General features: G+C 38.0%; 22 protein-coding genes and 1 other RNA gene. 15 read left to right on the plus strand and 8 right to left on the minus strand.

The annotated features are described in order from the left end of the window. The first annotated feature begins 4 nt into the window (after nt 1–4). From IGJ90_RS04875 to IGJ90_RS04895, 5 genes are all read left to right on the plus strand, one after another. Nucleotides 5–865, plus strand: a complete 861-nt coding sequence (locus IGJ90_RS04875; protein ID WP_002358016.1) for an L-ribulose-5-phosphate 3-epimerase — start codon at nt 5–7, stop codon at nt 863–865. Further along, nucleotides 855–1,565, plus strand: coding sequence for an L-ribulose-5-phosphate 4-epimerase (locus tag IGJ90_RS04880; protein WP_002375178.1), 711 nt, complete (start codon nt 855–857; stop codon nt 1,563–1,565). The genes IGJ90_RS04875 and IGJ90_RS04880 overlap by 11 nt, the downstream gene beginning before the upstream one ends. 255 nt (nt 1,566–1,820) lie before the next feature. Continuing rightward, complete coding sequence (cbpB, locus tag IGJ90_RS04885; protein WP_002358013.1) at nt 1,821–2,309, plus strand: cyclic-di-AMP-binding protein CbpB; 489 nt, start codon at nt 1,821–1,823, stop codon at nt 2,307–2,309. Nucleotides 2,310–2,389: 80 nt separating this feature from the next. Beyond that, entirely contained in the window at nt 2,390–3,091 is a 702-nt protein-coding gene (gene dapD, locus IGJ90_RS04890) for a 2,3,4,5-tetrahydropyridine-2,6-dicarboxylate N-acetyltransferase (protein WP_010819324.1), read from the plus strand. A 36-nt stretch (nt 3,092–3,127) separates the two neighbouring features. Continuing rightward, the gene (locus IGJ90_RS04895) at nt 3,128–4,297 is read left to right on the plus strand and encodes an N-acetyldiaminopimelate deacetylase (RefSeq protein WP_002388919.1); all 1,170 of its coding nucleotides are present in this window, start codon (nt 3,128–3,130) and stop codon (nt 4,295–4,297) included. A gap of 44 nt (nt 4,298–4,341) precedes the next feature. Here IGJ90_RS04895 and IGJ90_RS04900 read toward each other — a convergent pair whose 3' ends face one another. Further along, nucleotides 4,342–5,262: a mechanosensitive ion channel family protein gene (locus IGJ90_RS04900; RefSeq protein ID WP_002382128.1), complete on the minus strand. Its 921-nt coding sequence runs from the start codon at nt 5,260–5,262 to the stop codon at nt 4,342–4,344. A 169-nt stretch (nt 5,263–5,431) separates the two neighbouring features. Here IGJ90_RS04900 and IGJ90_RS04905 point away from each other — a divergent pair, with 169 nt between their 5' ends. Next, nucleotides 5,432–5,794: a hypothetical protein gene (locus tag IGJ90_RS04905; RefSeq protein WP_002358008.1), complete on the plus strand. Its 363-nt coding sequence runs from the start codon at nt 5,432–5,434 to the stop codon at nt 5,792–5,794. Between the two features lie 28 nt (nt 5,795–5,822). Beyond that, nucleotides 5,823–6,695, plus strand: coding sequence for an aldo/keto reductase (locus tag IGJ90_RS04910; RefSeq protein WP_416347044.1), 873 nt, complete (start codon nt 5,823–5,825; stop codon nt 6,693–6,695). 49 nt (nt 6,696–6,744) lie between these two features. Here the strand turns inward: IGJ90_RS04910 and IGJ90_RS04915 are convergent, their stop codons facing one another. After that, nucleotides 6,745–7,467: a gamma-glutamyl-gamma-aminobutyrate hydrolase family protein gene (locus tag IGJ90_RS04915; protein ID WP_002358005.1), complete on the minus strand. Its 723-nt coding sequence runs from the start codon at nt 7,465–7,467 to the stop codon at nt 6,745–6,747. 142 nt (nt 7,468–7,609) lie between these two features. Then, nucleotides 7,610–7,984: a lactoylglutathione lyase gene (gene gloA, locus IGJ90_RS04920; protein ID WP_002358003.1), complete on the minus strand. Its 375-nt coding sequence runs from the start codon at nt 7,982–7,984 to the stop codon at nt 7,610–7,612. 148 nt (nt 7,985–8,132) lie between these two features. On the opposite strand from gloA, the gene IGJ90_RS04925 reads away from it, so the two are divergent. Next, nucleotides 8,133–8,579 carry an NUDIX hydrolase gene (locus IGJ90_RS04925; protein ID WP_438767685.1) on the plus strand — a complete coding sequence of 149 codons (447 nt, stop codon included), beginning with the start codon at nt 8,133–8,135 and terminating at the stop codon, nt 8,577–8,579. Nucleotides 8,580–8,642: 63 nt separating this feature from the next. On the opposite strand, the gene yidA is transcribed toward IGJ90_RS04925, so the two are convergent. From yidA to IGJ90_RS04940, 3 genes are read right to left on the minus strand one after another with little or no spacing between them, the layout of a single operon-like run. Beyond that, a complete protein-coding gene (gene yidA / locus IGJ90_RS04930; protein WP_002377829.1) occupies nt 8,643–9,455 on the minus strand; it encodes a sugar-phosphatase in 813 nt (270 codons plus the stop codon). An 18-nt stretch (nt 9,456–9,473) separates the two neighbouring features. Beyond that, on the minus strand, nt 9,474–10,844 hold the full coding sequence (locus tag IGJ90_RS04935; protein ID WP_002357999.1) for a dNTPase: 1,371 nt from the start codon (nt 10,842–10,844) through the stop codon (nt 9,474–9,476). Then, complete coding sequence (locus IGJ90_RS04940) at nt 10,841–11,656, minus strand: lipoate--protein ligase family protein (protein WP_002385999.1); 816 nt, start codon at nt 11,654–11,656, stop codon at nt 10,841–10,843. Before IGJ90_RS04940 ends, IGJ90_RS04935 begins: the two co-directional genes overlap by 4 nt. A 331-nt stretch (nt 11,657–11,987) precedes the next feature. On the opposite strand from IGJ90_RS04940, the gene IGJ90_RS04945 reads away from it, so the two are divergent. The 3 genes from IGJ90_RS04945 to IGJ90_RS04955 all read left to right on the plus strand — a co-directional run bounded on the left by IGJ90_RS04945 (nt 11,988) and on the right by IGJ90_RS04955 (nt 15,037). Next, nucleotides 11,988–12,425: a DUF1934 domain-containing protein gene (locus IGJ90_RS04945; RefSeq protein ID WP_002382132.1), complete on the plus strand. Its 438-nt coding sequence runs from the start codon at nt 11,988–11,990 to the stop codon at nt 12,423–12,425. Between the two features lie 76 nt (nt 12,426–12,501). Then, nucleotides 12,502–13,119 (plus strand): DNA-directed RNA polymerase subunit delta, encoded by a 618-nt coding sequence (gene rpoE, locus IGJ90_RS04950; RefSeq protein WP_002357996.1) that lies wholly within the window; start codon nt 12,502–12,504, stop codon nt 13,117–13,119. Between the two features lie 307 nt (nt 13,120–13,426). Continuing rightward, complete coding sequence (locus IGJ90_RS04955; protein ID WP_002357995.1) at nt 13,427–15,037, plus strand: CTP synthase; 1,611 nt, start codon at nt 13,427–13,429, stop codon at nt 15,035–15,037. Nucleotides 15,038–15,120: 83 nt separating this feature from the next. Here the strand turns inward: IGJ90_RS04955 and IGJ90_RS04960 are convergent, their stop codons facing one another. Both IGJ90_RS04960 and recU read right to left on the minus strand, forming a co-directional pair. Next, nucleotides 15,121–17,457 (minus strand): PBP1A family penicillin-binding protein, encoded by a 2,337-nt coding sequence (locus IGJ90_RS04960; RefSeq protein WP_002360569.1) that lies wholly within the window; start codon nt 17,455–17,457, stop codon nt 15,121–15,123. Nucleotides 17,458–17,498: 41 nt separating this feature from the next. Further along, the gene (recU, locus tag IGJ90_RS04965; protein WP_010816424.1) at nt 17,499–18,116 is read right to left on the minus strand and encodes a Holliday junction resolvase RecU; all 618 of its coding nucleotides are present in this window, start codon (nt 18,114–18,116) and stop codon (nt 17,499–17,501) included. Between the two features lie 62 nt (nt 18,117–18,178). Between recU and IGJ90_RS04970 the strand changes: the two genes are divergently transcribed. From IGJ90_RS04970 to IGJ90_RS04985, 4 genes are all read left to right on the plus strand, one after another. Beyond that, nucleotides 18,179–18,721 carry a DUF1273 domain-containing protein gene (locus IGJ90_RS04970; protein ID WP_002369608.1) on the plus strand — a complete coding sequence of 181 codons (543 nt, stop codon included), beginning with the start codon at nt 18,179–18,181 and terminating at the stop codon, nt 18,719–18,721. A gap of 93 nt (nt 18,722–18,814) precedes the next feature. Beyond that, the gene (gene gpsB, locus IGJ90_RS04975) at nt 18,815–19,225 is read left to right on the plus strand and encodes a cell division regulator GpsB (protein WP_002382134.1); all 411 of its coding nucleotides are present in this window, start codon (nt 18,815–18,817) and stop codon (nt 19,223–19,225) included. A gap of 107 nt (nt 19,226–19,332) precedes the next feature. Then, nucleotides 19,333–19,701: RNase P RNA component class B (gene rnpB / locus IGJ90_RS04980), an RNA gene on the plus strand. A 237-nt stretch (nt 19,702–19,938) separates the two neighbouring features. Beyond that, complete coding sequence (locus tag IGJ90_RS04985; RefSeq protein WP_002357989.1) at nt 19,939–21,102, plus strand: THUMP domain-containing class I SAM-dependent RNA methyltransferase; 1,164 nt, start codon at nt 19,939–19,941, stop codon at nt 21,100–21,102. The last annotated feature ends 14 nt before the right edge of the window (nt 21,103–21,116 follow it).

Genomic DNA, 21,116 nt, shown 5'->3' on the forward strand with positions numbered 1-21,116 from the left:
TAAAATGGCACGAATTGGACTATATGAAAAAGCACTCCCACAAAATTTAACTTGGGCGGAACGATTAACATGGGCCAAAAAGTTAGGATTTGATTTTTTAGAAATGTCAATTGATGAATCCGATGAACGTTTAGCACGATTGGCTTGGACACCAAGCCAGTTACAAGAACTTTCTCAATTAATGGTGAAAGAAGATTTTTTTATCCATTCTTTGTGTTTAAGTGGTCATCGGCGGTTCCCTTTAGGCTCTTTAAATAAAGAAACACGTGAAAAAGGACGGAAAATTTTATCTCAAGCGATTCGTTTGGCTCATCAATTAAACATACGGGTAATTCAAATAGCTGGCTATGACGTCTTTTACGAAGAAAAAACTGCCGAAACAAGGGAATTTTTTCTTCAAGGTCTGAAAAAGGGCGTTGAGGAAGCTGCACAATACGGTGTCATTCTGGCTGTTGAGATTATGGATGACCCTTTTATGAATAGCATACAAAAATTTCTAGAAATTAAGGAACAAATTCCGTCTCCTTTTTTGCATGTTTATCCTGATTTAGGTAATTTGTCTGCTTGGCCGGAAAATAATCCGGCGGTTGAGCTTGAAAAGGGAATTGCTGAAATCGCTGCTATTCACTTAAAAGATACCTTCGCTGTAACAGACACATTTGAAGGCAAGTTTCGGGAAGTTACTTTTGGAGAAGGATGTGTTGATTTTACAGGCTTATTGAAAACACTCAAGCGGTTAAACTATAGTGGTCCTTTTTTAATTGAAATGTGGAATGAAACGGATTTGAATTTTCAAGAAAAAATTCAAGCCGCGCAGCAGTATCTCTATCCCAAATTAGCAGAGGTGGGTTATTATGAACAATAAAGCGATCATCCAAGCAATGAAACAACGTGTTTATGAAGCGAATCTGGCTTTGCCAAAACTGGGCTTAGTCAAATTAACGTGGGGCAATGTTAGTGAAATCAATCGATCATTAGGGATTATCGTAATTAAACCAAGCGGCGTCAAGTATCAAGAAATGACCAAGGAACAGATGGTAGTGACTGATTTAAACGGACAACTATTGGAAACCAATGCATTAAAGCCGTCTTCTGATTTACCCACGCATCTTTATCTTTATCAAAAAATGCCAGAAATTGGAGCGATTGCGCACACGCACTCCCTGAATAGTGTTACGTGGGCTCAAGCAGGGCGAGCCTTACCTCCTTACGGTACCACCCATGCGGATGCTTTTTATGGCGCTGTACCTTGCACAAGAGCGCTCTCTGAAAGTGAAATTAAAGAAAACTATGAAGAAGAGACTGGCAAAGTCATTGTTGAAACATTTCATGAACAAGAACTAGATCCTTTAGCAATTCCAGGAGTGCTAGTTTATGGACATGGCCCATTTACTTGGGGAATGACTCCGGAAAAAGCAGTTGAAAACAGCTTGATTTTAGATGAAATCTGTTCAATGGCACGTTTGACGGAAATAATTAATCCAGCTGTTGAACCAATTGATCATTTTTTATTGGATAAACACTATCTTAGAAAACATGGGATTTCCGCTTATTATGGTCAGTGATGGCTGTGATGAAACGTGTGAAAAAGAAGGATAATTGACTGATTAATTGGTTTTTTATAAAAACTTAGTTGTCTGTTATGGGACAACTAAGTTTTTATTTTTTTAAGAAAGCGTTCTCTTTTTTGGGGAGAATAGAACAAAACGTTAATTTTCGTTTGTTAAGTTATGAAGAATTTGCGAATTCCAAGACTTTTTCCGCAGAATTAGGTACAATAAGTTACGTGTTAAAGAATTAGAAATGGAGGCAACCCAATCATGATAGGGACTGCTGTAAAAGAATTATTATTAGAAAAACAAGAAACGTTTTTAGTACCTGCCGAAAATGTCGCCAATGTAATGTGTTTAAACCCTTTAAGTCACGCGGCATTAGTCTTATCGCAAGTTCGCTATTCCAAGATTCCTGTGTTAGATAAGGGAGATCGCTTTGTTGGCTTAATCGGCTTGACAGACGTTGTAGATAAAATGTTTGATTTGACTTCAGTGGATTTTGAAAAATTGAATGAATTTACTGTGGCCGATGTAATGGAAGTCAATGTTCCTGTAATTGGTGAATCGTGGGATTTAGAAGAAGTGTTACATTTATTAGTAGATGCTTCTTTTTTACCAGTGGTTGATGATAATCAACGCTTTAAGGGCATCATTACACGCAAAGAAATTTTAAAAGCGGTCAATCATATGGCGCATGAATTAGAAAAACATCATCTTGTTCTGCCTAAATCAGAAGAAGAAATGAAAGTAATTTAAATAAAACGCAAGAAACTCTTTACTTTTTTCTCATAAATGCGTTATTCTGTATGATAACACGAAGTAAAGGAGTGCTGTGATTGGACGCATATGAGATTATTCAGTATATTGGCGATGCCGAAAAGCAAACGCCTGTTAAAGTAACACTGAAAGGGCAATTAAAAGAAGTCACGTTTCCGGAAACAATTAAGGTCTTTAATAATTGTAAAACTGGGACATTGTTTGGCGATTGGGCTGACGTAAAACCTTTTTTAGAAGCAAACAAAGAAAAAATTGAGGATTATGTTGTAGAAAACGATGCACGTAACTCAGCAATTCCTTTTCTTGATCTGAAAGACATTAATGCTCGGATTGAACCAGGTGCTTTGATTCGCGAAAAAGTTGAAATTGGCGATCAAGCGGTGATTATGATGGGGGCTATTCTAAATATTGGCGCCGTCGTTGGTGCAGGGACTATGATTGATATGGGCGCTGTTTTAGGCGGTCGTGCAACTGTAGGGAAGCATTGTCATATTGGCGCAGGAACGGTTTTAGCTGGTGTCATTGAACCACCAAGTGCCGCACCTGTGGTTATTGAAAACGAGGTTGTCATTGGAGCGAATGCGGTCGTACTAGAAGGGGTTCGTGTTGGTGAAGGTGCCGTTGTGGCTGCTGGGGCAGTAGTTGTGGAAGACGTTCCAGCGCATACCGTTGTCGCAGGCGTGCCAGCAAAAGTAATTAAACAAATTGATGATAAAACCAAGAGTAAAACAGAGATTTTAGAAGAATTACGTAAACTCTAAAAATAAATTAGTCAGTCGCGATGAAGAAACTTCTTCATGGCGGCTTTCGATTACCCCAAAAATGAAGGAGTGGCTTTTGTGGAGCAAGAAGAATTAATTGCGATTAGACGGCAACTACATCAAATACCTGAAATCGGTCTAGAAGAAAAGGAAACACAAGCCTTTTTACTTAATGAAATTGATAAAATGAAGCAACCTTATCTGCAAGTTCGAACATGGCAAACGGGGATTTTAGTCTTCATAGAAGGCAAAAATCCTCAGAAAACCATCGGCTGGCGTGCTGATATTGATGGTTTACCTATTCAAGAGGAAGTGGTTTCTGCTTTTCAATCAAAACGACCAGGGTTTATGCATGCCTGTGGGCACGATTTTCACATGACAATCGGCTTAGGTGTTTTGAAAGAATTAAGTCAACAGCAACCAGACAATAACTTTTTATTTTTATTTCAACCTGCTGAAGAAAATGAAGCAGGGGGGATGTTGATGTATGAAGACCACGCGTTTGGTGAGTGGTTACCTGATGAATTTTATGCGCTTCATGTTAATCCTGATTTGCCAGTCGGAACTATTAGTACCAGAGTAGGGACATTGTTTGCTGCCACTTGTGAAGTGAACATTACCTTAAAAGGAAAAGGTGGACATGCGGCTTTTCCACATCAAGCAAATGATATGGTCTTGGCGGCCACCAATTTAATTCAGCAAGCGCAAACGATCGTTAGTCGAAATGTTGATCCTGTGGTTGGGGCAGTCGTTACCTTTGGAACTTTTCATGCAGGGACTGCCTGCAATGTGATTGCCGAAGAAGCAACTTTATCTGGTACAATTCGCACATTGACAGCAGAAACGAATGAACAAACGCAGCGAAGAATTCGCGAAATTAGTGAAGGTATTGCGCAATCTTTTCAATGTGAAGTAACTGTTCATCTTGATCAAAAAGGGTATTTACCTGTAGTGAATGAGCCAGCATGTACCACGAATTTGATTGAATACATGAGCAAACAAGCAACAGTTCAATTTCAACAAGCACCGGTTGCAATGACAGGTGAAGATTTTGGCTATCTATTGTCTAAAGTCCCAGGCACGATGTTTTGGTTAGGCGTGGCAAGTCCTTATAGCCTTCATTCTGCTAAGTTTGAACCGAACGAAGAGGCGTTATTGTTTGGAGTGGAGGCAGTTAGTGGGTTTTTAAAATCATTGGACAATTAGAAAAACAGCCACCAGATAACTAATAAGTATCTGGTGGCTGTTTTTTATTTTGCAATAATGGGCGTATTGGGAATCGTAAAGCCGGCCTCTGTTAATGCTTTGATATATTGGGCTAGAAATTCTTCTTTGACCGCAAATTGTTTGCCGTTTAGTACATACATGGTCGTTCGCACCGCAAAGTTGCCATTGCCTAAATCGACCATACCAAAAATATCTGGCCCAGTTTGAATACTTTCGATATACTTTTCTTTTAATGTTTCATTGACTTCTGTAATCACTTCACAAATTTTTTCATAACCTTCTTCAGGATTGATGCGGACATCAATTAACACTTGCATATTGGCACGAGACAGGTTACTGATTGTGGTGATGTTTCGGTTTGGAATAAAATGAACAGTTCCATCAACTGCTTTAATTTGAGTGGTTCGTAATCCGACAGAAGTAACAGTTCCTTCAATATTTAACGCCAATAAGCGAATATAATCGCCTACATCCATTTGTTGTTCTAAAATAATGAAAAATCCGGTAATTAAGTCATTCATGAATCCTTGAGCCCCTAAACCAATGGCAACACCGGCAATTCCCGCTCCAGCTAATAATGAGCCAACAGGTACACCGACAATGGTCAAAAGAGAATAGATGAAGAAAAAGAACAGCGTATATTGAAATGCATTAATGATTAAAGTGTGTAACGTTTTTAAACGGCTTTCACTAAAATGTTGCTTTTTACTATAATTTGCATAGGTGCGATCAATTAAATATTTCCCGATTCGCTGAATAATAAAAAATAGAAAAATTAAAAATAAAATTGATAAACTTTTTTCAATTAAGGTAGCGACAATGGCATCCCAATTAATATTGTTCCAAAAGCGTTGTAGCGCGCTCACTTTTTTTACGGTCGCTTCTGCTAAATCAGGAGCAGAAGAATCGACTGTTTCAGTACTGGCTAAACCAAGTATCAACATAAAAATCCAACTTTCTCTAAAATTTCTTCTTTTAGTATACTAAATCTCTCGGCGAAAGGGGAAGAAAATAGAAAGTTTTTTTAAAGACTTAACATGTTTTTTTAGGAATGTTATAATTTTGTAAATAAATAATATATTTTATAATTTTGTTAAAGGTTGTGAGTGCTGCGTGAAAGTTTCAATTGAATGGGCAAAAAATGATTTACTTTCTAAATTACCTGTAACAATTTTTATTGATGAACGATGTGCCACTCGCTTGACGGCTGACAAGCGACGAACATTCATCTTCCATAATCCAGTCGCTTTACGATTAGGGAGTCGTTTTTTTAGTAGTCAGATAATCGAAATTGCGGAATCATGTACATTGAAAGTTTCCTTTAATTGGTCCTGTGTTTATCTCTTTTGTATCTGGTTACTTGCAGTTAAACTGTGGATTGGAAGCGTTAGCGGTCGAACAATTGTAGTTGTGGCACTAATCGGAGTACTGACCTATTGGCGTCGTTATTTATTAAAAATAAAGAAAATGACCTGACGAGTCGTGATTGTTTCGTGAAAGAAGAATGCGTAGTATACTAAAAGTAATGAAAATGAAGGGACTGAAGAAACACATGACTTTGGATAAAACAAAAAAATTAGCAAACGGCAATGAAATGCCACGCCTAGGTTTAGGTGTTTGGCGTGTAGAAGATGGCTCAGAAGCAACAAATTCAGTAAAATGGGCTTTAGAAGCGGGTTATCGCTTGATTGATACGGCAGCCGTTTATAAAAACGAAGCAGGGGTGGGCGAAGGTATTCGTCAATCGGGTATTCCCCGCGAAGAAATTTTCGTGACGACGAAATTATGGAATGAAGATCAAGGCTATGAAAATGCGATTAAAGCATTTGATAAAAGCTTAGAAAAATTAGGGCTAGACTATGTTGATTTATATTTAATTCACTGGCCTGTTGCTGGTAAATATAAAGAATCATGGAAAGCATTAGAAGAAATTTACGCAAGTGGTCGTGCCAAAGCGATTGGCGTTTCCAATTTTCATCAACATCATTTGGAAGATTTATTAACAGAAGCAAATGTTGTGCCAATGGTGGATCAAATTGAATTACATCCTACGTTAACACAAGAACCGCTACGAAAATATTTAGCCGAAAATAAGATTGCCGTGGAGGCTTGGTCTCCTCTAGGACAAGGTAATTTATTATCTGAACCAGTACTAGTGAAAATTGGTGAAAAATATGGTAAATCAGCGGCCCAAGTGATTATTCGTTGGCACTTACAAAATGATACTATCGTGATTCCTAAATCTGTTCACGAAAAAAGAATTCAGGAAAATTTTGCTGTCTTTGATTTTGAATTAACGCCAGAAGAAATAACCGCAATTAATCAGTTAAATAAGGATCATCGTTTTGGTGCAGATCCAGATAATTTTGATTTTTAAGTATGATAGCAAGTAAAAACGGAGGGCGAAAGACGTCCCTCCGTTTTTACTATAATTTTTGAACAAAGTAGTTAAAGAGTGCTTGGGATTTGGCATCACGTGCGTACATTAGTTCAGGATGCCATTGAACAGCTAATAAAGGCTGCTGTTCATTTGTTGATTCCACTGCTTCTGCAAGGCCATCAGAGGACCAAGCAGTAACGCGTAAATCTTTTCCTAAAGTATGTAGTGCTTGGTGATGGTACGAGTTGACTTGACCAGTTGTACCATATATGTTTGATAATTGACTGTCTGGTTCAACATCAATACGATGCGTCGCAAAGATTGGTTGAGTGGGTTGTTGTCCGTGCTTAACTGACCATTGAGGATACATCGATAAATCTTGATATAATGTGCCACCTAAAGCAACATTGACTAATTGCATTCCACGACAAACCGCAAAAATAGGTTTGTTTTGTTTTAAGGCTTCTTCAATTAGGGCTAACTCAAACTCGTCACGATCACGATTCGTTTCTTCTAATTTTATATGGGGTTCTTGTCCGTAAAATTCAGGGGCAACATCTTGACCGCCTGCTAAAAGTAGTTTATCAATTTGTTGTATATACGTAGCGGCTAATTCTTTGGGGCCAATTGGCAAAACGAGAGGAACGCCACCTGCGGCTTGAACAGCGCTAACAAAACCTTGTGGGGTGTAAGTCACTTGGTTACCGTGAAACACTTCAGCTGCCTGCAAAAGTTGATTGCCAGCGATTCCAATAATTTTTTTTGTCATAATAACATCACATCCTCAATAAATTCATACGTTCTATTGTAGCACTTTTTTTGAAAAAAGTGTTTGAGAAGAAGTCGAGACAAGTTTTGTCTCGGACAGCTCTCAAACACAAAAAGCTCAGTAAGTGAACAAGTGAAACTTTTTAACGTTCACGAATGACTTCGATTTTATAACCATCTGGGTCGACAACAAAGTAATAAGATGGTGCAGTTCCAGGTAAGCCTTTTAAGTCAGTAACAGTTAAGCCAGCCGCTTGATGTTTTTCGTGTAATCCTTCTAAATCATCTGTACTGATGGCGATATGACCATAACCGTTTCCTAAATCGTATGCTTCATGATCATAATTATAAGTTAGTTCTAGTTCGTAGTCGTCTCCTGGTAAAGTTAGATAAACCAAAGTAAATTTATTTTCTGGAAAATCACGACGGCGACTTTCTTCAAAATTGAAGGCTTTTTGATAGAAATCTAATGATGCCTCTAAATCTTTTACACGCACACATGTATGAGCCATTTTCATAGTTAAAAACTCCCTTTCAAACTTAATTATATTTCCAACATTAATAGTAGCATAGATAAACGTGAAATGTAGAGAAAAACGCTTGGTTTCTGACTTGTTCTAAAGGAATTTCTCAGGTAAAATAGATGAAAAGAGAAGAGGTGCGCCAATGAAAACGCCAACGTTTGGAAAAAGAGAAGAGACATTGACCTATCAAACAAGATATGCTGCATACATTATTGTTTCAAAGCCAGAAAATAACGCAATGGTTCTGGTACAAGCGCCAAATGGAGCTTATTTTTTACCAGGAGGCGAAATTGAAGGCACCGAAACGAAAGAAGAAGCGATCCATCGAGAAGTGCTAGAAGAATTGGGAATTAGTGTAGAAATTGGCCGTTATTTAGGGGAAGCTGATGAATATTTTTATTCGAACCATCGCCAAACTGCCTATTATAATCCTGGCTATTTTTATGTAGCGAATACTTGGCGGCAACTTAGCGAACCCTTAGAAAGGACCAATACTTTACACTGGGTTGCACCAGAAGAAGCAGTCCGTTTATTAAAAAGAGGAAGCCACCGTTGGGCCGTTGAAAAATGGCTAGCGGCAGCATCATAAAATAACGAATAACCCTCAATCTATGTTGATTAGATTGAGGGTTATTGTTATTGAAAAGAATGTTTAAATTAAAACCATTTTTTCAATAATTTGAGCGACACCATCTTCGTCATTACTAGTGGTATGCACATCGGCAATTGTTTTAACATTTTCTGTCGCATTGCCCATCGCAACACCAATCCCAGCGTAATCAATCATGGATAAGTCATTTTCATTGTCACCAATGGCCATCACTTCGTCTTTATTTAAGCCTAAATGGTCTGCCAATTTTGCTAGAGCATTGCCTTTGCTAGCATTTTTATTCATGATTTCATAGTAAAAAGGCGTACTTTTAACAGTCGTATATTTTTCGGTAAAATGTAATGGTAATTTTGCAATGGCAGGATCTAAAACTTCCGGCTCATCAATCATCATCATTTTAATAATGTTCATCTCTGGTGTCATTTCATCCACCGTACGATATTTCAAAGGCATGTTCACTAAAGATGCTTCGTGAATCGTATATTTACCAATATTGCGATTGGCAGTGTAAATAGCGGAATCATCAATTGTATGCAAGTGAGCGCCGACTTTACGAGAATACATTTCAATTTCTAAAAAATCCTCATAACTCAAGGTATAGCGTGAAATAATCGTATTATCTTTGGTTGCTTGGACAAGCGAACCGTTGTAGGTAATCACGAAATCATTTTCACCATATAAGGCTAATTCATCCAATTGTTCTTTCACGCCTGGCAAAGGACGGCCTGTACATAAAACAATACGAACGCCTTGCTCATTTGCTTTTTGGAGCGCTTCTTTGACCCGTGGGGTAATCTTGTGTTGTGAATTTAGCAATGTTCCGTCGATATCAATAGCAACTAACTTAATTGACATAGAATCCTCCTAGAAAACCTATTTTTTTAAAACTAACGCACCATTATGAATGTAACTTGAAAACTCACGATACGTCTCATCAAATAAATCGTAATGTTTTTTATTTCCTTGGTCAAGCATTTCTTTAGGGAAATAGAAACGTTCATCTCCTTGACTTTGACCAGCAAGTGCTGCAACTAGGGGACTGACCGTTGCCAATTCCACTAATGAGCCATCTTTTTGCATTAATTCAATTTGTGTACGATGACGGTCTTTATTTGGACGATAAAAATCGTAAGGTAAATCATAGCTTGAATTAATGGCAGTATAATATTTAGGGTTGAAACCAACTTTTTCAATCAATTCCCTTAAATAAGCAATCGTTGCTGCGCTCTCTTTTTCGTTCGTAAAGGTGGCTGACTTCAGAGGCTTACGCATAAGGAAACGTTTGGCTAAATCACCTAGAATTGAATCAGGCACATCCATCCATTGTGTAAAGTACGTAGAGAGGACGCCATCATCCAATTTTAAATATTCTTGTAAGGTGAAGTCCCCTTTAAAGAATGGTACAAGCAGAGAGGCTTGTAAATCATAGTCAAATTCAGGGTTTTCAAATAATTCTTTCGCCCGATGCAATAAATGATCAAGAATCACTTCCATCCCACGAGAAACAGGGTGGAAATAGACTTGGACATACATTTGGTAACGACTAACGATATAGTCTTCCACCGCATGCATCCCATTCATAGCAAAGGCAATGCCTCCTTTGTATGGTCGAATCACACGTAAAATTCTAGTTAAATCGAAAGTTCCGTATTCCGTCCCTGTAAAGTATGCATCACGTAACAGATAGTCCATGCGATCGGCATCAATTTGACTAGAAATCATTTGCACCACTTGAGGATTTGGGTATTGTTTAGTAATAACGCTGGCGACTTTTTCAGGAAAATCTGCCGAAACACGATTTAAAATTTGATAGACTTCCGTTTCTGGTGAGGTGATGATTTGGACCGTGATTGCTTCATGGTTTGTATCAAAAATATGCTCGAATGTATGTGAATAAGGACCATGACCGACATCATGTAATAAAGCTGCGCAAAGTGTAATCAGGCGCTCGTCGTCATTCCAGCCGTTTTCACCTAATCGTTCCACAGAGTAGTTACGTTGGAAAATCTCACAAATCCGACGTGTAATTTCGTAAACACCCAAAGAATGGGAAAAACGACTATGTTCGGCACCGTGAAACGTAAAAGAAGAAGTACCTAGTTGCTTAATGCGACGTAATCGTTGCACTTCAGCAGAATTAATAAGGTCTAAAATCACTTGATGTTGGACATGAATATAATTATGGACGGGATCACGAAAAACTTTTTCGATTGGTAATCGTTGCTCTTTGTACGGAATCGTCATACGATCTCTCCTTTAATTAAGGCGTTTCGTTGCGCCATTTTTTCCAGCTGGACAGTTAAATTTGTTTGGAACCATTCTGAGGTTATAATTGGTTCGGTTAAGTTTGGATCAATAGATTTTTCAAATTGTTGAGGTAATGCTTCGATTAAACGGGTTTTTACGGCGTCTATTGTTAATGGAGTCTCAATCAGGGTTTCTAAATTTGCCATCACTGCTGGATCAACGGGTGGATAGCCATTTTCACCAAATTGTTCTTGTAAGCCAGCAAGGTAAAAGTCTCGAACCACTTCTCCACGAGCAAGTTGATTGCCGTTAACGCTGATGTAAATCATGACAGCAATACCGTCTTTGACGCGTCGTTGGGCAATCCCAGCAAACTTTTGACCGCCAATACTTAAATCATAAGTACCGGGACAATAGGATGTAGTAATTTCAAAGGCGTCAATCTCTTTCTCTGGAAAACTCTGACGGAGCCAAGCCCACATTAATTCATAAGCCGCATCGATACTTAATTTGTGTTCAGAATTATTTGGTAAAATAAGTGAAACATTTAAAATACCCGAATCGGCAATCACACCTAAACCGCCGGCATTGCGAACGACTACAGAATAATCGTTTTCTTGCAGAGAAGTGATGCCTTCTTTTAGATGTGGTACACGGGTATCTTTCATGCCAAGAATCATTGCTTGATCCAATTGCCAGAAATGAATGATTGGTTGGTGCTGCATTCCTGAAAAAGTAGTTAAAACATCGGTCAAGGCAAAAGGTAAAAAATAGTCACTGTTTGTTAAACAACCTGAATCAAGGAGCATAAATGATTCAGTGTGAAGGGGAAAAGTTGTGCTCATAAAAAACGTCCTGTCTATTTATAATTACGTCATTTAATACGTTTATTTTCTTACTCTCTCTTATATTATATACAAAAAACGCAAAAAAGCATGTTATATAAACGAATTCTGAAGGAATTCTCTAAAATAGTAAACGGTTTTCTTATTAAATAGATGAAACAAATGCTTGCAACCCGTGAAAAGAGCTTATACAATAAGAAAAGGTACATAAACAAGGAAAAATTGACTTTAGTTGACAAATATATTGAAAAAGTCAACAATAAGAAAGTTATATTTTGGAAAAGGAGTGACCATTATGGATTTATCAACAGGCGTTCCTGTATCGATTCAACTAAAAACGATTGTCCAACAAGGCAACGAACAAAAAGATTTTTTCTTTGACTTAGAAGGTCAATTAGTAAAAATGGGTGATACATTATACATTCGTTACAAAGAAGAATTATTAGAGGATACAGAACCAACCCCCGTAACCATTAAAATTGAACCAGACGGGCATGTTCAGCTGATTCGTGCCGGCGAATTACGGATGCGTTTAAGATTTGGCTATCAGGAAAAATTAGATACAAGTTATCGAACCCCTTATGGCTTGCTACAGATTAGTACGTTTACACATAATTTGCGTGTTAGTTTAAAAGATCAACCAATGTCTGGTAAGATTTTAGTTGATTATGATTTATACTCTCAAACAGAGCGAATCGGAGAATATCATTTAGAATTAGAATTTACTGCATAAATATTGCAGAATAGAATTGATTTTTTTTCAATGTTTTTGTATGATAAGGAGTAGACTGTGAAAGGACGTGTACCTCTTGGAAATTAATGTATTTGAAGGGTTAAACAAAAAAGAATTATCCATGATTGAAGTAGCACACGCTATTTTAGAACAACATGCAGATGTAATGGATTTTTCTGATTTAGTTAACCAAATCCAAAATTATCTTGGCAAGTCTGATAGTGAAATTCGTGACCAATTAGCACAATTTTATACAGATTTAAACATCGACGGTAGCTTTATCTCATTGGGAGACAATCGTTGGGGCTTACGTTCATGGTATCCAATCGATTCAATCGATGAAGAAGTTACACATGGCTTGGAAGAAGACGAAGAAGATGCACCACGTCGTAGAAAACGTAAAAAAGTAAATGCCTTCATCACCAATCCAAACGATGAAGATGTAATTGACTATAACGATGACGATCCAGAAGATGCTGAATTAACAAATGATGATGAAGAAGACATCTTGTACGATGATGAAGAAGATGAAGATGAAGAAATCAAAGCATACAACTCTGACTTACAAGAGATTGGTGCAGATTCAGACGATGATGAAGAAGACATTCCGCAAATCGAAGAAGATTTAACAATCATTGATGACGATGATGTTGAAGATGAAGACGATTTTGATGACGAATATTCTGAAGAGTAAGAAACCAAAAAGCTTGATTCCTAAGAAGGAGTCAAGCTTTTTAGTTGAATGCTTAAGAAAAATGAGAAAATAGAAAAAATTATTTTCTTGAATAGAAGTACTTGACCTGATGTCCGTTTGCTTGTATTATACTACTTGGGCACCTTTAAGAAGGTCAGAAGTTTGAACGAACTTACAAGCTCCCTATTCGTAATGGATAGGGAGCTTTTCTATTTTTGTTTCTTTTTTATTTGGAGAAACGTAAGAGTCTCAAAGTTGTTTTACTTCTCTCTACAAAATATTATCAAAGAAAGGGTTTTTAACTATTATGACAAAATACATCTTTGTTACAGGTGGCGTGGTTTCTTCTATCGGAAAAGGGATTGTCGCAGCATCTTTAGGACGATTATTAAAAAATCGTGGATTAAAAGTAACGATTCAAAAATTCGATCCATATATTAATGTGGATCCGGGGACAATGAGTCCTTACCAACATGGAGAGGTTTTTGTCACAGATGATGGTGCCGAAACAGATTTGGACTTAGGTCACTATGAACGTTTTATTGATATTAACTTAAATAAATACTCAAACGTAACCACTGGGAAAATTTATTCAGAAGTCTTACGTAAAGAACGTAAAGGGGAATACTTAGGTGCAACAGTGCAAGTTATTCCACACATTACCAATGAAATCAAAGAAAAAATCATGCGTGCAGCGAAAATGACGGATGCCGATGTGATTATCACAGAAGTAGGTGGTACTGTCGGCGACATCGAATCATTACCTTTCCTAGAAGCATTGCGCCAAATGAAAGCTGATATGGGTAGTGACAACGTAATGTACATCCATACAACCTTGATTCCTTACTTAAAAGCGGCTGGCGAAATGAAAACTAAACCAACACAACATAGTGTCAAAGAATTAAGAAGTTTAGGGATTCAACCAAATATTTTAGTGGTCCGTACGGAATTACCTGTTTCTCAAAACACTAAAAACAAATTAGCACAATTCTGTGATGTTAATCCGGAAGCGGTAATTGAATCTCGTGATGTTGAAACGTTATACTCCATTCCATTAGCACTTCAAGCACAAAACATGGATCAAATTGTTTGTGATCATTTAAAATTGGATGCACCGGCTGCAGACATGACTGAGTGGCGTGCATTAGAAGAAAAAGTTCTTAACTTGAAAAAGAAAACAAAAATTGCGCTGGTTGGTAAATATGTTGAATTACCAGATGCCTATATTTCTGTTGTAGAAGCATTAAAACATGCTGGGTTTGATTTTGATTCAGATATCGAAATTGATTGGGTTGATTCACAAGAATTAACTGCTGAAAATGTCGCTGAAAGAATTGGTTCAGCAGATGGTATTTTGGTTCCTGGTGGTTTTGGTGATCGTGGAATTGAAGGAAAAATTGAAGCGATTCGTTTTGCTCGCGAAAATGACGTACCATTCCTTGGTATTTGTTTAGGTATGCAAATGGCCTGTGTAGAATTTGGTCGTAACGTTGTGGGCTTAGAAGATGCTGGTTCTGCAGAAACTAATCCTGACGTGACAAATAACATTATTGATTTAATGGCAGATCAAGAAAACATCGAGAATTTAGGTGGCACACTACGTTTAGGTTTATATCCATGTAAATTGAAAAAAGGAACGAAAACTGCGGCAGCATACGGAAATGAAGATGTTGTCCAAGAACGTCACCGTCATCGTTATGAATTTAACAACAAATATCGTCAATTATTTGAAGAAAATGGCTTAGTTTTCTCTGGAGTTTCACCAGATAATCGTTTAGTTGAGATTGTTGAAATTCCTGAAAAACAATTCTTTGTGGCTTGTCAATTCCACCCAGAATTAATTTCTCGTCCAAATCGCCCACAACGCTTAATCAAAGGATTTGTTGGTGCAGCTTTGGCAAATAAAGAAAGTAAATAAGTAAAAATGGACGAAGTGATTCAGTTCACTTCGTCCATTTTTAATCTAAAAAAGTACGGGGCTCATCATGAGCCCCGTACTTTTTATGCTGCTTTATTTTCATCTGGTTTAGAACTACTTTCAGGTGGTTGCGGCGGTTCTTGTGAACTAGAACTTGATGGTTCAGGTGGTTGTTCCGATGTTGCCGGTTGCTCTGCTGAGGAAGAGCTTGCCGGTTGTTCGGTTGATGGTGGCGCTTCAGAGGAAGAAGGCGCACTTTCTGAACTAGAACTTGATGAACTTTCCGCTTCTTTTGTGGAAGAGGATTCCACCGTACTGCTAGATTCTGGCTGTGGTGCTGAAGAGGTAGTACTTGGTAAAACTTGTACATTTGGTACCTCATAGGCATCTTTCACGTATAATTCATTACCTACCCGCACAACACTGTCTGGCTGCACCCAGTCATCGTTTGAAACATTTTGAGACAAGTAACTCATTATTTCACGATAAACATCCGAGGCAATTCCATAGTATTCTTGATAGATTGGTGTATTTCGATCATTGTATCCAGTCCAAACAGAAACGGCATAGTGTGTTGTATAACCAACAAAGGTACTATCCGGGGCAATTCCTTTTTCTGTTGTGCCCATTCGCGCTAAATCTTCATCAGTATAGTTAGAAGTCCCTGTTTTGGCCGCTTGGATTAAGCCTGGAATGGCGCCGTTAAATCCTGTTCCGCCATTTAAAACATCTTTTAACATATCCGTCATCATATAGGCGGTAGAGTCTTTCATCGCACGTTTACCATCAGGTTGATAATCAACGCTAGTTCCATCATTGAAAACGACTTTGTTTACGTAATACGGTTTGTTGTAAATCCCGTTATTGGCGAAAGCCGCATAAGCTGCTGCTAATTTCAATGAGGAAATCCCGTATTTATCGCCATCTACATCGCTTGTGTTACTTGAAATGGCATTCGACGCTTCTAAGTTTTTATAGTCAATTCCTAGCCCTTTAATGAAAGGCATGATGTTTTCTTTACCAACTTCATCAAACGTCTGGACCGCGGTGGTGTTACGAGAACCCATAATCGCACGGCGCATAGTAATGACGCCTTGATATGTTAAATCAGAGTTGAAGACATCAATGTCGGTACCAGGATATTTCGTTGGTTTATCCACCATGAGGCGACCTGTCGAATAATTTAAATTCTCAATTGCGGGACCATAATCCATGATTGGTTTCACGGTTGAACCAACATCACGTTGGGTGTTAACAGCTAAATTGTTTCCTAATTGCACATCATCAGGAATGTGACGACCCCCAATTTGTGCTCGGACTTGTCCAGAGGCAACATCAATAACGGTTGAAGCCACTTGCATTTTATCATCTGGAAACGCAACGTATTGATCACTGTTGACAATATCGTAAAGTTGTTTTTGGGCATTCATATCTAAGTTTGTGTAGATATCTAGTCCGTCTGTGTAAACATTTTTACCAGTTTTTGCTTTCACTTCATTGATTACTTCTTTGACATAATTATCTACGACTTTTCGATTGTCATCACTGGCTTTTAATGGCACTAAGCCTTCATCGATTGGGGTAGCTTTAGCTTTTTCGTACTCTGCTTTCGAGATTTTTTTATTGTCGTACATTGTGTAAAGTACAACATCCCGACGTTCTTTAGCAGTATCTGGTTTTGTATAGGGATCGTATGAGTTTGGCGCTTGTGGCATTCCTGCCAGTAGGGCCGTTTGTGGTAAATCAAGTTCAGATAAATGTTTACCATAATAATTTTCAGCCGCTGTTTCCATTCCATAAAAACCATTCGCCATGTAGACTTTGTTAATGTAGTAAGTTAAAATTTCTTCTTTTGATTTTTCACGTTCTAAACGAACAGCCATCCATGCTTCTTGTGCTTTCCGTTTCAAGGTTTGGTCAGATTCTTTTGTAGAGAAGTAAGACAATTTAATTAATTGTTGGGTTAAGGTACTTCCGCCTTGTAATCCACCATTTTTGACATTTGAAAGGGCAGAACCGATAATCCGAATCGGATCCACACCAATGTGTTTATAGAAACGACGGTCTTCGACAGAAACAATGGCATCTTTTAATAATTGAGGCACATCATTTGGTTGAATTAATTCACGCTTTTCTGCGCCTAAATCCTCAAAAATTTCATTATTAATATCGTAAAGCTTCGATGAAACTGTCGCATTCAGTTTGTCATCTTCTAATTTTGGGGCTTGTCGTGCATAGAACCAAAAAAGACCAACGCCTGCTAAAAAAGCGACCATCCCAGCGATAAGTAAGCCAAGAAAGATTTTTAAAACAAGCCGTTTTTTCTTTTTCGGCGGTTGTGTCTTTTTCTTGTAACTCGACTTCGATGAGGTGTTGGATGCATGTCTAGCAGCTCGCGAGCCTGAATTTGCGGTTGGCATAAATAGCAACTCCTTTGTTATACTTTCAAAACTTTATGAATCTAGTGTGTCTGAATATATTGTTCCACTGCGTCGAGATAAGGGATTCGCGGTGCGATTCCAAAAGATAATTCAATTCCTTCTTTCTCGATGAGTGCAAGCGGCATAGATTTTTTTCCAGTAACTGTTTGGTTTTTCCAATGCGTTATTAGATTTTCACCACTAAAAAAGAAGCAGCGTTTTAAGCTTGAAAACCATAATAGCACAAAACAAATCCCTTGTTGTGCTATACATTGTTCCATATGATCAATTTGATGTTGATGAAAATTTTTAAAGGGAAAGGACGTGGTATTTTTCGTTTCTTTCGCTTCAAAATCTATGTAACGGCCTTGATATACACCGTTATAATCAGTCGTTGAAGCTTGTCTAAAGTAGGCCTCCTTAATAACAGCCGCACTTCGTTTGGGATAATCTACTTTAACAATTTGAACAGGAGTGGGTTTCTTATGAACGACTGCTTGCTTATTCAATAGATAATATTGATTGCTTTGATTGATCGCTTCTTCGAAATCCATCCCGCGATTACCAAATTCAACGGGGCGTTTCTTTTTTACTTGTTTTTTTGGTGATTGTGCTTCATGATGATTATAAGGTATTCCGTTAGGATAATGGAACGTCACGTTTATCACACTCCTAGCCTGTATTATACCAAAAAAAAGACCTGAAAGAAAAGGGATGACTTATGGAAATGATAAAAACCCTCTATGTCACCGGTTATCGCAGCTTTGAATTGGGGATATTTCAAGGAAAAGACCCGAAAATCACAGTTATTAAAAATGTCTTAAAAAAAGAGTTAGCCAGTTATATTGAAACGGGAGTAGAATGGATTTTGATTTCTGGCAATTTAGGTGTTGAACTATGGACAGCTGAAGTAGTTGGGGAATTAAAAACGGAATATCCAGAAGTCCAGCTAGGTTTGCTTTATCCATTTAAAGACTTTGGCAATAATTGGAATGAACAAAATCGAGAACTGTTAACGAAAGCGGAAAGTTTGGCTGATTATATCAACTCAGTAAGTCACCAGCCCTATCAATCGCCAGCACAATTAAAAATGCATACAAAATTTCTTTTGGAACATTCTGGGGGCAGCTTACTTATTTATGACAAAGAGTACCCTGGCAAAACGGAGTATTTTTTAAAGGACGCACAACATTTTTCGGAACGAGAACCCTATGATATTCGCTTAATTACAATGGATGATTTACAAAACTCGGTGATTGATTAGAGAATCTGTTTGATTTTCTAGCTATTTTTCGTTACAATAGTATTTGTGGAACTATGAAATTTTCTATCGTAAATAAACAAATGAGGTGTAAACATGGCAAATTTAGTATATAGTCCTAAAGACATTTTACAAAAAGAATTTAAAACGAAAATGATGAACGGGTATGACCCAATTGAAGTAGACGAATTTTTAGACAATGTCATTAAAGACTACGAAGCTTATAATAAAGAATTATTAAGCTTGCAAGAAGAAAACAGCCGCTTAATGGCAAAATTAGACCAATTATCAAAAGCCCAACCAACGCCTCGTGTTGCTCAAGAAGTACCAAAAAGTGCAGCAGTGACCAACTTTGATATTTTAAAACGTTTATCAAACTTAGAGCGTGAAGTTTTTGGTAAAAAGTTAGATGAAACACCTTCAACACCTGTAACGCCTTCTGCACCGTCAATGACTACAGAACCAGCGAATCATGATGTTGATAATGCACAAACACGTCAATTTTAACAAGACAATTTAAGTCAAGTTTTCACGAGGAACAGAAAGCATTTGTTAGAATAGCGGACACTTGTTGTAGTGTGTAAATTTTTGCTGTTCGTCTAAACAGATTTGTAATTTTCGGGTGATCGCGGTTTGCTTTTGCAAGCTGAGGAAAGTCCATGCTCGCACAAGCTGAGATGCTTGTAGTGTTCGTGCTTAGCGAAATCATAAGCTAAGGTACTCTTTTAGAGTAACGGCAGGAAAAATGACTAAGGTTTCGACTATGTCAAAGTATCCTTGAAAGTGCCACAGTGACGAAGCGATGTGGGAAACTCCATCGGTGGAACGCGGTAAACCCCTCGAGCGAGCAACCCAAACAATGGTAGGGGCGCTCTTCTAAAGGAAATGAACGAGTAGAAGAGGCAGAGTTTACTCTGCAGATAGATGATGACCGTCACCAATTTTTCCTGAAGAATTGGTGATACAGAACATGGCTTATAGAAAATTACAAGTAATTCAGGAAGACCTTCCAACGTAGTTGTGAAGGCTTTTTTTACGAAAAGAATAAAAAAATGTTAAAATAAAGAAACTGAGATAAAAGTAGTAAGCTGTCTGTTCTAAAGAGGCCGGGACAGGACCGTTTAGTTCAGAGAAAGCGGACAATTACAAAAAACAAGCGGAGCAGTAGTCGGCAGGACTGTTAGCTTCAGACAATAAAAAAGAGTCAAGAAGGAGTTTTTATGACGAAAGAAAAAACATTCAAACTTGTTGCAACAGCTGCTAGTGGCTTAGAAGCATTAGTTGGAAAAGAATTGCGTGATTTAGGGATTCCCTGTGAAGTAGAAAATGGCCGGGCCGTCTTTGAAGGCACTGTTGAAACAATTGCTACTGCCAATTTATGGCTACGGACAGCAGATCGGATTAAAATCGTCGTTGGCGAATTTAATGCCTATAGTTTTGATGAATTATTTGAAAAAGTTAAAGCACTTCCTTGGGAAGATTATTTGCCTTTAGATGCAGAATTTCCAGTTGCAGGTAAATCAATTAAGTCAAAATTGTATAGTGTTCCTGATTGCCAAGCCATCACCAAAAAAGCCATTGTTAACCGTTTAAGAGAAGTTTACCATCGTCCAGCGACGGTGCCTTTAACCGAAACAGGAGCTTTGTTTAAATTAGAAGTGGCTCTTCTAAAAGATAAAGTGACGTTGACGTTGGACACGACTGGACCAAGTTTATTTAAACGAGGCTATCGCATTGAAAAGGGGGGTGCACCTCTTAAGGAAAACATGGCAGCTGCTTTAGTGATGTTGACCAATTGGCGCAAAGATCGTCCTTTTTATGATCCAGTTTGTGGTTCTGGAACGATTTGTATTGAAGCAGCATTAATTGGCCATAACATTGCCCCTGGCTTTAATCGTAGTTTTACTTGTGAAACATGGGATTGGGTTGATCCAGCAATTTTTGAAAAAGTACGTAACGAAGCCGAGGCAAAGGCAGACTACGATGTTGAATTAGATATCTGTGGTTCAGATGTTGATGGGCGAATGATTGAAGTCGCACGAGCGAATGCTGAGGAAGTTGGTTTAGGTGATTCAATTACCTTTAAACAATTGGCCTTAAAAGATTTTACAACCGAGAAGGAATATGGTGTAATGGTAGCTAACCCGCCTTATGGTGAGCGTTTAGGAGAAGAGGAAAGTGTTCGCCGTTTGTATAAAGAAATGGGCCATGTTTTCCGTCCGTTAACTACTTGGAGCAAGTATATACTGACGAGTGATCTTGCTTTTGAAGAATATTATGGTGCCAAAGCTACTAAAAAACGGAAGCTTTACAACGGAGCCTTACGAACAGATTTATTCCAATACTGGGGAACACGTCCACCAAGAAAACCACGGGAAGACTAAGAAAGCTGGTGTAA

The sequence above is a fragment of the Enterococcus sp. AZ129 genome (assembly GCF_051714505.1).
GTDB lineage: Bacteria > Bacillota > Bacilli > Lactobacillales > Enterococcaceae > Enterococcus > Enterococcus faecalis.

What these genes read in the sequence shown, in the direction of transcription:
- IGJ90_RS04895 (WP_002388919.1), top strand. Translation starts at nt 3,128, where the DNA reads ATGGCGGCTTTCGATTACCCCAAAAATGAAGGAGTGGCTTTTGTGGAG.
- IGJ90_RS04940 (WP_002385999.1), bottom strand. Translation starts at nt 11,656, where the DNA reads ATGCTCCTTGATTCAGGTTGTTTAACAAACAGTGACTATTTTTTACCT.
- IGJ90_RS04985 (WP_002357989.1), top strand. Translation starts at nt 19,939, where the DNA reads ATGACGAAAGAAAAAACATTCAAACTTGTTGCAACAGCTGCTAGTGGC.
- IGJ90_RS04880 (WP_002375178.1), top strand. Translation starts at nt 855, where the DNA reads ATGAACAATAAAGCGATCATCCAAGCAATGAAACAACGTGTTTATGAA.
- IGJ90_RS04900 (WP_002382128.1), bottom strand. Translation starts at nt 5,262, where the DNA reads ATGTTGATACTTGGTTTAGCCAGTACTGAAACAGTCGATTCTTCTGCT.
- IGJ90_RS04960 (WP_002360569.1), bottom strand. Translation starts at nt 17,457, where the DNA reads ATGCCAACCGCAAATTCAGGCTCGCGAGCTGCTAGACATGCATCCAAC.
- IGJ90_RS04915 (WP_002358005.1), bottom strand. Translation starts at nt 7,467, where the DNA reads ATGACAAAAAAAATTATTGGAATCGCTGGCAATCAACTTTTGCAGGCA.
- IGJ90_RS04970 (WP_002369608.1), top strand. Translation starts at nt 18,179, where the DNA reads ATGGAAATGATAAAAACCCTCTATGTCACCGGTTATCGCAGCTTTGAA.
- gloA (WP_002358003.1), bottom strand. Translation starts at nt 7,984, where the DNA reads ATGAAAATGGCTCATACATGTGTGCGTGTAAAAGATTTAGAGGCATCA.
- IGJ90_RS04875 (WP_002358016.1), top strand. Translation starts at nt 5, where the DNA reads ATGGCACGAATTGGACTATATGAAAAAGCACTCCCACAAAATTTAACT.
- IGJ90_RS04935 (WP_002357999.1), bottom strand. Translation starts at nt 10,844, where the DNA reads ATGACGATTCCGTACAAAGAGCAACGATTACCAATCGAAAAAGTTTTT.
- IGJ90_RS04945 (WP_002382132.1), top strand. Translation starts at nt 11,988, where the DNA reads ATGGATTTATCAACAGGCGTTCCTGTATCGATTCAACTAAAAACGATT.
- IGJ90_RS04955 (WP_002357995.1), top strand. Translation starts at nt 13,427, where the DNA reads ATGACAAAATACATCTTTGTTACAGGTGGCGTGGTTTCTTCTATCGGA.
- IGJ90_RS04925 (WP_438767685.1), top strand. Translation starts at nt 8,133, where the DNA reads ATGAAAACGCCAACGTTTGGAAAAAGAGAAGAGACATTGACCTATCAA.
- cbpB (WP_002358013.1), top strand. Translation starts at nt 1,821, where the DNA reads ATGATAGGGACTGCTGTAAAAGAATTATTATTAGAAAAACAAGAAACG.
- IGJ90_RS04910 (WP_416347044.1), top strand. Translation starts at nt 5,823, where the DNA reads ATGCGTAGTATACTAAAAGTAATGAAAATGAAGGGACTGAAGAAACAC.
- yidA (WP_002377829.1), bottom strand. Translation starts at nt 9,455, where the DNA reads ATGTCAATTAAGTTAGTTGCTATTGATATCGACGGAACATTGCTAAAT.
- gpsB (WP_002382134.1), top strand. Translation starts at nt 18,815, where the DNA reads ATGGCAAATTTAGTATATAGTCCTAAAGACATTTTACAAAAAGAATTT.